General features: G+C 40.4%; 16 protein-coding genes and 1 pseudogene. 8 read left to right on the forward strand and 9 right to left on the reverse strand.

Annotation, left to right across the window (positions count from 1 at the left end):
• Positions 1-112: 112 nt before the first annotated feature.
• Entirely contained in the window at positions 113-364 is a 252-nt protein-coding gene (locus tag PSE7429_RS16890; protein WP_009628499.1) for a hypothetical protein, read from the forward strand.
• A 42-nt stretch (positions 365-406) separates the two neighbouring features.
• On the opposite strand, the gene PSE7429_RS16895 is transcribed toward PSE7429_RS16890, so the two are convergent.
• The 3 genes from PSE7429_RS16895 to PSE7429_RS16905 are packed head-to-tail and all read right to left on the reverse strand — an operon-like array spanning position 407 to position 1479.
• On the reverse strand, positions 407-754 hold the full coding sequence (locus PSE7429_RS16895) for a XisI protein (protein ID WP_009628500.1): 348 nt from the start codon (positions 752-754) through the stop codon (positions 407-409).
• Between the two features lie 40 nt (positions 755-794).
• Positions 795-1145 (reverse strand): type II toxin-antitoxin system PemK/MazF family toxin, encoded by a 351-nt coding sequence (locus PSE7429_RS16900; RefSeq protein ID WP_009628501.1) that lies wholly within the window; start codon positions 1143-1145, stop codon positions 795-797.
• Positions 1132-1479, reverse strand: coding sequence for a hypothetical protein (locus tag PSE7429_RS16905; RefSeq protein WP_144052528.1), 348 nt, complete (start codon positions 1477-1479; stop codon positions 1132-1134). Before PSE7429_RS16905 ends, PSE7429_RS16900 begins: the two co-directional genes overlap by 14 nt.
• Positions 1480-1605: 126 nt before the next feature.
• Between PSE7429_RS16905 and PSE7429_RS16910 the strand changes: the two genes are divergently transcribed.
• Positions 1606-1905 (forward strand): helix-turn-helix domain-containing protein, encoded by a 300-nt coding sequence (locus PSE7429_RS16910; protein ID WP_009628503.1) that lies wholly within the window; start codon positions 1606-1608, stop codon positions 1903-1905.
• A 26-nt stretch (positions 1906-1931) separates the two neighbouring features.
• Here the strand turns inward: PSE7429_RS16910 and vap15 are convergent, their stop codons facing one another.
• Genes vap15 through PSE7429_RS23810 form a run of 5 tightly spaced genes read right to left on the reverse strand, consistent with a single transcriptional unit; the run spans position 1932 to position 5185 of the window.
• On the reverse strand, positions 1932-2288 hold the full coding sequence (gene vap15, locus PSE7429_RS24585) for a type II toxin-antitoxin system VapB15 family antitoxin (protein ID WP_009628504.1): 357 nt from the start codon (positions 2286-2288) through the stop codon (positions 1932-1934).
• A gap of 31 nt (positions 2289-2319) precedes the next feature.
• Positions 2320-2676, reverse strand: coding sequence for a type II toxin-antitoxin system PemK/MazF family toxin (locus PSE7429_RS16920; protein WP_009628505.1), 357 nt, complete (start codon positions 2674-2676; stop codon positions 2320-2322).
• Positions 2673-2939, reverse strand: coding sequence for a hypothetical protein (locus tag PSE7429_RS23805; protein WP_009628506.1), 267 nt, complete (start codon positions 2937-2939; stop codon positions 2673-2675). The genes PSE7429_RS16920 and PSE7429_RS23805 overlap by 4 nt, the downstream gene beginning before the upstream one ends.
• An 18-nt stretch (positions 2940-2957) precedes the next feature.
• Entirely contained in the window at positions 2958-3143 is a 186-nt protein-coding gene (locus tag PSE7429_RS16925) for a hypothetical protein (RefSeq protein WP_009628508.1), read from the reverse strand.
• Positions 3144-3157: 14 nt separating this feature from the next.
• A complete protein-coding gene (locus tag PSE7429_RS23810; protein WP_009628509.1) occupies positions 3158-5185 on the reverse strand; it encodes a WG repeat-containing protein in 2028 nt (675 codons plus the stop codon).
• Positions 5186-5307: 122 nt separating this feature from the next.
• Here PSE7429_RS23810 and PSE7429_RS16935 point away from each other — a divergent pair, with 122 nt between their 5' ends.
• From PSE7429_RS16935 to PSE7429_RS16960, 6 genes are all read left to right on the forward strand, one after another.
• Positions 5308-5520, forward strand: a complete 213-nt coding sequence (locus PSE7429_RS16935; protein WP_009628510.1) for a hypothetical protein — start codon at positions 5308-5310, stop codon at positions 5518-5520.
• A 130-nt stretch (positions 5521-5650) separates the two neighbouring features.
• Positions 5651-5875 (forward strand): hypothetical protein, encoded by a 225-nt coding sequence (locus PSE7429_RS16940; RefSeq protein ID WP_009628511.1) that lies wholly within the window; start codon positions 5651-5653, stop codon positions 5873-5875.
• A 2-nt stretch (positions 5876-5877) separates the two neighbouring features.
• Positions 5878-6147: a type II toxin-antitoxin system RelE family toxin gene (locus tag PSE7429_RS16945; RefSeq protein WP_009628512.1), complete on the forward strand. Its 270-nt coding sequence runs from the start codon at positions 5878-5880 to the stop codon at positions 6145-6147.
• An 8-nt stretch (positions 6148-6155) separates the two neighbouring features.
• Positions 6156-8360: an SF1B family DNA helicase RecD2 gene (recD2, locus tag PSE7429_RS16950; protein ID WP_009628513.1), complete on the forward strand. Its 2205-nt coding sequence runs from the start codon at positions 6156-6158 to the stop codon at positions 8358-8360.
• A gap of 115 nt (positions 8361-8475) precedes the next feature.
• Complete coding sequence (locus PSE7429_RS16955) at positions 8476-8916, forward strand: VOC family protein (RefSeq protein ID WP_009628514.1); 441 nt, start codon at positions 8476-8478, stop codon at positions 8914-8916.
• Positions 8917-9073: 157 nt separating this feature from the next.
• The gene (locus PSE7429_RS16960) at positions 9074-9730 is read left to right on the forward strand and encodes a hypothetical protein (RefSeq protein ID WP_009628515.1); all 657 of its coding nucleotides are present in this window, start codon (positions 9074-9076) and stop codon (positions 9728-9730) included.
• Positions 9731-10216: 486 nt separating this feature from the next.
• On the opposite strand, the pseudogene PSE7429_RS27795 reads toward PSE7429_RS16960, so the two are convergent.
• A pseudogene (locus PSE7429_RS27795) lies at positions 10217-10419 on the reverse strand (NF041680 family putative transposase); the annotation flags it as partial.

A 10419-nucleotide genomic window follows, 5' to 3' on the forward strand; every position in this document is an offset into this window, starting at 1 on the left:
TATTCTCCTTTTCATTCTCTTGGATTTGCCCAGTTCTCCATTCTCTGGGTTACTTTTTCCTGCTCTTTTTCTGATTAGCTTAATCAACTTAGTCTAAACTCCAGTTAGGGTGATGGAATTGAAGTTGGTGGCGCGTAAGGTTGGGGTGTTTCGCATTTATGCGTCGGAGGATGGGCGCGATCTGTTTCTGGACTCGAAGCTGACGGATTCGCTTTGGGAGTTACTTCATGCGAAGATCCCGATTGAGTTCTATTATCGGTTCTCTTTTGAGAAGGGCAAAATTAAGATCACGAGTCTGGCTCTCCTGCCTGGGGATAAGCAGGTGCATTTCTTGATTGAGTGGTTGGGCTGTTTTTTAACTTGAGCATTGGGCGATCACTGTTTGACGATGCGATCATCTCAGAGCTTATGCCAAAGCATATCCAGTATACGCTCTCACTTGAGGCGGATGAAAAGCTAGGACAATATGATCCTTGGGAACTCCTGCTGCAACCAGTTCTTCAGTAATGCCATCTTCGATACCATCATAGTGAATCCAGATTTTGTCATTACGAATTTCGGCATGAACAACACATCCATGTACTCGCCGACTGTTTTCCCATCCTTCGCGCATCAGCATGAAGTGGTTGCGATCGCGACTAACAACAACGTAAGCACTCACGTTTCCATAACGATAGGGAAGATCGGCATAGTATTGGAGCAAAGTTTCTAGGGTTTTGCGCCATGAGTCTAGGGTGTTATCTATAGTTGCCATTGAATTATCCAACCTTCTTTTATGAGGTCGTTACAGTTGCTTATAAGTTGTGTTCATTTTGGGTCAAATAGTGGGCTAGGTTTGCGATAAGGCGTTGATACCTCTCTATGGAAATATTGCCGATCGCTCCAATTACGTTTTTATTAGGGATGACGGTTAGAAAGCTTAATCGGATGACAGAAGGACTAGTTAAGCCGCTTAATTCAAAGTCAGTATCATTAGGAGAAATTATTTCGTCAAAATTAGGGATATATTGCTTTAGTTGGGTACTTACTCCACAAACTAAAAGATCTTGATATTTTGGCATTTTCCTGAGAATTAATGCAGGACGATTTTTAATGGCTCCATTGGATTGAGGGATAGGGGTGAGAATAATTTTACTTTCTTGCATAATTGCTGTTGTGTTCTTTGATTAAATCCAATGAGTATTCAGGTTCATCTTCTCCATAGCATTGTTCTAAGTTTTGCAAGGCAAAGGATTCTAAATTATCTTCTTGTCGAGATAGGTTGCTATCAATGTTGATGGAATTAATGATTTGTTGCCAAAGTTCAACGGGGACAATTACATCGATTGTTTTGCCTTCGATGTTGGTGACGTAGCGGATACGGTTATCTGTTAGTGTGTTTGGTGTTGCGATCGCCATGATGATCATCCTTTTATCGTAGTTATATTTTATACCGCCGATCGCTAAATCTACAATGCGATCGCCTCTTGTCAAACACAAACGAAATCCAATATATATCAAAACAAATGATCGAATATAACAATATTGTGATTTAATGTAGTAAAACTATCGTAGTGATGGGTGTGCCGAAAGCGCAAGTTATTTTCTATGAAGAGGATTTAGATAATGGCTAAGACTAGTGATGCACTTAAAATCATTGATGGTTTGACTGGTGATGATTCTGAAATGGAGAATCTGATTAGGGAGGCTTCGCTTAATGCGATCGTGGCTCAACTTATCTATGAGGCAAGGACTGCTAGGGGTTTGACGCAGAAACAACTTGCCGATCGCGTTGGTACTAAACAATCGGCGATCGCTAGGCTTGAGGATGCTGATTATGATGGGCATTCGCTGTCAATGTTACAGAAAATTGCTGGCGCTCTCAATCAAAAAGTTGAGATTAAGTTTTCAGCGATCGCTTCTTGAAACGAGTTTGGTGTAGTCTCTGTAACCTACATTTTTACATGATCGATCCCATCCCAAAGTTCTGCGATCGGTTTAGTTCTGCCATTGATTACGTCATCCCAACCTCGCCGAAAACTTTCTATCGCAGGTTCGAGTTCCAGTGAAGTTTCTTGTGAAGGTAGGTTTTGGGGTTTTTGATGATTTGCCTGTCTTACAGCTTCAACTTCTTGAGTAATATCTTCTAAATTTAGCTCGTCAGTTTGTACTGAATGCAGAAGTTTTTTGAATCGCACCGAAAAAGTGTCTTTTTCTAGTAAATGCAATAATTCCAGTTTTTCTTCTAGATTGCATTGTGCGATCGCTGTTTTAAGTTGAGAGAAATCTATGGAGATGGATACATTCATTTTTACTTCGTTTGATAAATGACATTTGACTTTAGGTTAACTCCAGTGCTGCCTTTAAACAGTCATTGACTTTTTCGAGTGAGGAATTCGGTAGCTGCCCCAATTTTCTAAGTATTTTATCTTTACTGAGTGTAAGTAGATTGACGCAGTTAATAACAGAATCTTGTCTTAATCCAGATTGTTGTCCTTCATGGGTTGCCATCTTGATTAATAATTGCGTTGGTTCTAAAGAGCGTTGGGTTTGGGTTGTAATTTGAATTATGATTGTGTTTTTGAGCCGTTGATTGTCGCGATCGTTCTGGATGACAAGGACTGGACGTACTTTAGTTTCATTACTTGAAGTGTAGGGATAATCAACTAGCACAATATCGCCGCGTTGAATATTCATGATTGTCTGCGGGGATCGAGATCGTTATATATATCCATTGCTGGGTCGTCCCAGCCTTCTTTGCCGAAGGTTTCCATGACAGGAAGATACATATCTTGCAAGAATTGATTATTCTGCTCTTCGATTAAAAGTGCTTTTATTTTGGCATATACTTCTTCGCGAATAAGTACATAGGTTATTTCTGTATCTGGATCAATCGCACGTGGAGGAGTTTCGACCTGTTTGATGACATCTTGCCTTTGCTCAAAAGTTAGTTCAATCATTATTTGTTCTCTAGATTTTTAATTTATACTGATTGCCTGATCGCTGGTAAAAAGATTGATAAATGTTTCAGTTGACCATTGATATTTTGCTTCAAATTGTTCTAGCCGTGATTGAGTTTTTTGTAGTCCTAATTCAAGGCTTTGTAACCTTTTCGCAAAGTCACTTTGAATCATTATTTTGGTATTCATAGGTTGTGCTGTCATTCCCATTTCCTCCTTTAATCAACAAATTTTCCAGTTTTATCAATTGTTCGCCATTTGGAAACAAACCAATTTCTTACTTTTACTTTTGCATACCCATTTTTAAAATATTCAGCTTCATTAAACATTGGTTCAATAATAACTTTACCAGTTACATCAATATACCCCCATCTGTCGTTATCGAGACTGTGAAAAGCAGCTAAACCCTCAGAAAAACCGTCTAATTCTCTACAGTTATCAATTTGAATTAATATTTTGCCATTACAATCAATAAATCCATAAGTATGCGGTGCTTTACAAAATTGAGCTTGTCCATTGTTGAAGAATCCAATATCATTAAAAGATGGCTTAACAATAATCTTTCCATTTTTATTAACTAAACCATATTCTGTGTTACGAAACAAATCTATCATCCCTTCTTTGTTTTTAGATAGATTATAATAGCTTTTAATCATCCCAAATATAGCAGTTCCATTATCAAAAGATCTTGCAATATCAAATTGTGGACTTATAACTACTTCACCATTTTTATTGATGAATCCGTACTTACCAGCTCTTAACTGATAGAAACAAGTATCTATTCCTATCTTTTCAAGTTTTTCTGCAAGTTTAGATGAAGTCATAATGTAATTAATGTCTCGAATATTATAAAGTACATTTTTCCCATATGACTCAATAATAACTAACGCCAACCCTTCTCTAAAGTCATCACAAAAATCAAAATTAGGTCTAAGGACTATATCCCCTTTTTTATTAATAAAGCAATATTTACCCTGAAGTTTAACCCTTGCTAATCCGTCGCTAAACTTATTAATTTCATCAAATTGAGGTATGCCTTCATATCTTCCAGTTACGTTAATAATCCCCCATTTATCATTGAGCTTTACTCTTGCTAATCCATCACTAAACTCACTGGTTTCATCAAATTGAGGTGGAATTCCAAACTCTCCAGTTGCATTAATAAACCCCCACTTGCCGTTCAACTCTACTTCTGCTAGACCTTCAGAAAAAGATCTTGCATAATCAAATAGTTGTTTTGTAACAACCTGTCCTGATTCGTTCTCATATCCATACTTTTTTCCAATCTGAACACGCTCAAGTGATTGTATTTGTATCGCACTTACTTTTTCAGAAATAACCTGTGATTCGCTATATTCACTAACTACTATTTCTGACCTAGTTCCCAAATCAGATAAAACCTTTGAAGCAGAGATATAGCGCTTCTTCATTGCTCTTACAACCATTTTGTCTAGTAGAGCAGCAATCGCCAAACCCACAGAAGAAGACAAATAATCTCGCCATACCCATTCACCTTCCGCATCATCAAACAAATTCAATGGGTCAACATCCGTAATAAGGTGAAGACAAGTTACACCCAGAGCATACAAATCACTGCTACCATCTGCCTTACCTCTCAACTGTTCAGGAGACATATATCGCGGATCGCCTATTACAGTTCCAGTTCCCAATAGAGCAGTACCAGTCATCAACTTCACCGCCCCAAAATCAACCAAGAACAACATTCCATCATCACGCCGAATAATATTCTCTGGCTTAATATCCCGATGAATCACCTGATTGTCATGGATATATTGCAACACAGGCAACAACCCAATCAACAACTCCCGAATTTTCGCCTCACTAAAAGCCCCATCCTGCGCCAACTCCTCCGCCAAATTCCGCCCCTTCACATACTCCTGCACCAAATACAACCGCCCATCCTGTTCAAAATGCGCCAACAACTCAGGAATTTGCGGATGCTTACCCAAAATATTTAGCTGTACCGCCTCCTGCTCAAAAAGCTCAGTTGCCTTTTGTAAACCACTAGCACCTTGAATCTGTGGACTAAACTGCTTAATCACACAAGCAGGCTTGTTAGGCAAATCTTGATCCACCGCCAAAAACGTCTTACCAAAACCACCCTGCCCAATCTGACGCACCGCCCGATAACGCTGACGCAGCAACAATATTTTGCCACAGGACTGACAAAAATTAATATCTGAATTTTGAGGCTGAGAGCAATCTGGATTAAGGCAATAACTCATGATCGCGGCTGATGCTGTTGAGATTTAGAGACAAAATAATTATAACTGAAATAGACGTTATGGGTCTGTTTACAAGCATCTTGCTATAATAGCCGCATCACCTTAGCTCACCAAAAACTTCTATGCTCTCTCAACAGCTTGAAGACAAATCTCAACATCTAGAAACTAGAGTAGCCGCATTAGAAACAGAACTCGCGCAAATGCGACAGATGTTATCTGTATTTGTTCAGAAAAAAACACCTTGGTGGTTAAAAGTCGCAGGTAGCTTTGAAAACGATCCCACCTTTGACGAAGCAAATCGCCTCGGTCAAGAATGGCGCAAATCTGCTGAATAGTTCTCTATAGCTATAGACGACTGGTCATGTGGTTAGAGATTTGTGATATGCTGCGATTAGGAACGATCGCATCATTGGTATGAAATTACGAAGATGTATAATATTACGATATTTATCATCGGTGAAAAATATGACTACACTCCTGCAACAAGCGATCGCTGAAATCGAACAACTCCCTCCAGAACAACAAGATGCGATCGCCAGTCGTTTTCTAAATGAAATACGAGACGAGCAAGAATGGCACATTCGCTTTACAAATACCACCAACGATCAATGGGATTTCATGGCAGAAATGGTACGTCAAGAAATTGCAAACAGCCAAACAGTTCCCATTAAAGAAGTTTTCCCATCCTAGCCATGAAATCTAGCGTAACCAACTCCTTTCGCAAACAACTGGAACAACTTCCAAAATCAGTTCAAGAGCAAGCAGACAAAGCCTATGCGCTTTGGCAAACAGATCCATATCATAATAGCCTTCAGTTTAAGCGAGTAAGGCAAAGACAACCAATCTATTCTGTCCGAGTCAGTCTAAATTATCGCGCTTTAGGGCTTTGGGAATCTGACCACATTTATTGGTACTGGATTGGTACGCATAATGAATATGATGAACTGCTTAAAAGAATGTAATTTGGCTTATGCCTGACAACACCGACTACCTCCAAGGCATCATCGAACGCCTCACCTTTCACTCCGAAGAGACAGGCTATACCGTAGCGCGGCTAAAAGTACCCAAGGCTCAAGACCTAATCACCGTAGTCGGTAACTTTGCCAATATCCAAGCAGGACAGACCCTTGCTCTAGAAGGCACATGGCGATCGCATCCCAAATTTGGCGACCAATTCCAAGTCACTCAATACCGTGAAACTAAACCCGCCACAATTACAGGAATTGAGAAATATCTTGGCAGTGGTCTGATTAAAGGCGTGGGACCCGTCACCGCTAAACGCATCGTCACTCATTTTGGCTTAGATACCCTTGACATCATTGAGAATGAGATTGACCGCCTCATTGAAGTTCCTGGCATTGCCAAGAAACGGGTGAAGATGATAAAAACTGCTTGGGAGACGCAAAAGGCAATTAAGGAGGTGATGGTATTTCTACAAGGACATGGTGTATCCACCACCTATGCGGTCAAGATTTTTAAGCACTATGGTAATGATTCCATTCAGACTGTTTCCGAAAATCCCTATCAACTGGCGACAGATATCTATGGCATTGGTTTCTTTACTGCCGATCAGATCGCTCGGAATATTGGTATTGAAATTAGTTCTGAGTTTCGCAGCATTGCGGGAATCTTTCACTGTTTAGGGGAAGCTGCTGAAGATGGTCATTGCTATTTACCGCGCCCTGAACTAGAAGAGAAAGCCATCAAACTGCTTGCCATCGAAGACTATCAACCAGATCCTGAAACCATCTCTAAAATTGTTCTCCATCTCTCCGTTAACGATCGCTTAGTAATGCAAGGCTTAGAAGGAGAGTTCATCTGCTATAAACCTACTTACTTTCATACTGAACAAAATCTTGCTGAACGGGTTTATCAACTATTGCAACGCAAACACAATCCAGATCCTGAACGAGTCAATGCTTGGATCGATCGCTACACTACTCAAAGAAATATCCAACTCTCGCCCAAACAACGGGAAGCCGTGGAGATGGCGGCAACTTCGTCGGTGTTAATTCTCACAGGTGGACCAGGGACAGGTAAAACTACCACCACTCGCACGATTGTCGCCCTCTGGAAAGCGATGGGGAAGGAGATTGCTCTCGCTTCGCCGACGGGGCGAGCGGCTCAAAGATTACAGGAAGTTACTGGTTGTGAGGCTAAGACAATTCACCGTTTTCTAGAGTTTGACCCGAAATCAATGGGCTTTAAACGCAATCAGGAATATCCTCTAACGGCTCAGGCGATTGGGATTGATGAGGCATCGATGCTAGATTTATTTCTGGCTTTTTCGCTGGTGAAGGCGATTCCCTTGGGCGCTCAACTGCTTCTTGTCGGTGATACCGATCAACTTCCCAGTGTTGGGGCGGGTAATGTTCTCCAAGATTTAATTGATTCTCGGCAAGTCCCTGTGATTACGCTTACTGAGGTATTTCGTCAAGCTCAGGCAAGTCAAATCATCCAGAATGCTCACCGTATCAATACGGGTAAGTTTCCGCAGATGGAAAAAGTCTCTAATCAGCCCCAATCTGATTGCCTCTGGCTCGAAATGCCCAATGCTGAAGCGGGTCAGCAGGGTATTTGTGACATTATTACGGAGTTGTTACCGAGTCTAGGCTTTGACCCTCAGCTGGATATGCAGGTTCTCTGTCCGATGACTAGAGGGGATGTCGGTACTCGCAATCTCAATGCTGTACTGCAACAACTTCTCAATCCCCCTGATGCCATGAAGCCCGAAATTAAGTATGGAAATACAATCTTCCGCTTAGGCGATCGCATTATGCAGCAGGTGAATGACTATAACCGTGAGGTTTTTAATGGTGACATTGGTACGATTACGGGTGTCGATTTGGAGGAACGGGAAGTCACGGTTGTATTTAGCGATCGGCAAGTGGTCTATGATTATGCCGATCTTAATGAGATTGCTCTGGCGAGAGCAACGACGATCCATAAGGCGCAGGGCAGCGAGTATCCCGTGGTAATCATGCCGCTGTTTATGCAGCATTTTCTGATGCTTACTCGTAATTTGTTTTATACAGGTCTGACTCGGGCGCGAAAGCTTGCCATTATTGTCGGGGAGTCGAAGGCGATCGGGCTGGCGGTCAAACAAGTTAGCGATCGGCAGAGATATACTTATCTAGCGAAACGTTTAGCAAAGTTTGCCGATCCTCAATCTTAAGTTATGACTCTAGGAAGCTTTTCAGACTTGTTCAATCACAAAACTTTGCGCTAACCGTCTTACACTATTGGTAAACCTAGCTAGAACTGATTTTATGTCATCCAATAGTTCGACTATGCTATCTACGATCGCGAATGGAGCTTTACGAAGAGTACATCACATTGCTTTGAATGTGCGGGATATGCAAGTCTCTTGTGATTTTTATGGAAGCATTTTGGGACTGCATCAACTCATTGGTGATGAGGTTCCGAGTACTCTAATCGATTTAGTAGCAGCAGGCAAAGTAGCTAATTTTAGAACTCCCGATGGCACAGTTCTCGATTTGTTTTGGGAACCAGAACTTACGCCGCCCGATCTCGATCCGCAGAGGCAATTTACTCGAGCTAATCATCTAGCCTTTGATATTGCTCCTGAATTGTTTGAGCAAGCGGTGTCAGTATTGCGATCGCACCAAGTCCAAATTGAGGGTGAGCCTGTTACTCGTCCTACTGGCAGAGGTGTCTATTTTTATGACCCCGATGGATTTCTAATTGAAATACGCTGCGATCCTAGTTGACCAATCCGAATCGCTACCCATGATGATAGCGATCGCACCCAGTCTTAACCCTAGTTTGCTAGGATAAGATTATTGTACAGATATCAAAGATGTTAGCAATATTTTTTATGAAAGATGATATTGTTGAAAAAGGAAAAATAATAATTTAGTAGATTTTATGATATCAAACCAGTTTGTTTACATTATTGAATCTCCCTCTAAATACAATTTACTAGATGGGATTATGGAAGGTAAAGCTTTATTAGAGTCTCTTCGTTTAGCCCAAATCCCTACCTCATATAATTTAGTAATTGATAGAGAAATGCTTAAGATTTCTCTTACCTCAAAATTAATCCAAGAATGTCAACGGTTGGGGAATAAACTACCATTGCTACATCTAAGTATGCATGGTAATGAGAATGGGATCGAGCTATCCGACAAAGATTTTGTGAGCTGGCAAGAGCTTTGGAAGCTAATAGCTCCCCTCAGCAATTATATGAACGGTGGATTAATAATTTGTATGTCAACTTGCTATGGAAGCTATGGATCTTATATGGCAAATTTTGGAAAAAATAATCTAATTTATGCCTCATTAATCGGTAATATATCCACAACAAATTGGGCGGATGCTGCTGTCGGATATATTACTTTCTATCATCTATATTTTAAAGAATTATCAATAGATCAATGTGTTGAGGCTATGAAAACTGCTTCTGGAGATGATGGATTTAGACTTCATTGGGGTAACGAAGTTTACTGGAAGTTAAGAAACCTGAATTTTGAAGTTGCTCAGTTTAGGCAAGCTTTGGGAATGAATCAGCCTAATGCAAGTTGATTCTTGGATCTTTAGTCATAATGTTTAACATTGTCTAACTCATACAAGATAATGTATGAACTGCGTGGATTGTCATGCTTGCCATTAGAAGCGATCGCTCTACAAAATTTGACGGTTGATTAAAACAGAATTTTAGCTAATAATCACTATTTTGTTTTCAGAAAATTAAGGGCGATCACCATCATCATTCGCTTACTAATGTAATCTTGTATCAAGAGATGCTGCTTCAATCACTCTCTTGAGAATGATTTCTGCTGTAGCGTACATTTCATAATTTTTCAGTTTTGTATTTTCAAATCTTGCTGATGGCTTTAGTTTTTGATTTGTATAAATCTCCATCAATTTCTTGTAGTCACCCGAAATAAATACTAAATACTGGAGTTTAGACTAAGGTGATTGAGATAAGCAGAAAAAGAGCAGGAAAAAGTAACTCAGAGAATAAAGAACTGAGGAAATCTAAGAGAATGAAAACGAGAATATTGAGGGTTAGGAATTAAGGTTGTCTTTGTTGACCTTTTTTGGACGGGTAAACCCGTTTTTGATGATAGGAAAGCGAGGAAAAGGAGAACGCTTACGCCCAGATTTTCCAACCAAGGGACTTACCACGAGGTTTAGGAGAACAGGCTGGAGAACCAATCCTGACTAAAAGTGCGGCAAAGCCCTGAGCGACTCGACCAAAGGAGAGATTG

This window comes from Pseudanabaena biceps PCC 7429 (assembly GCF_000332215.1).
GTDB classification, from domain to species: Bacteria; Cyanobacteriota; Cyanobacteriia; order Pseudanabaenales; family Pseudanabaenaceae; genus Pseudanabaena; species Pseudanabaena biceps.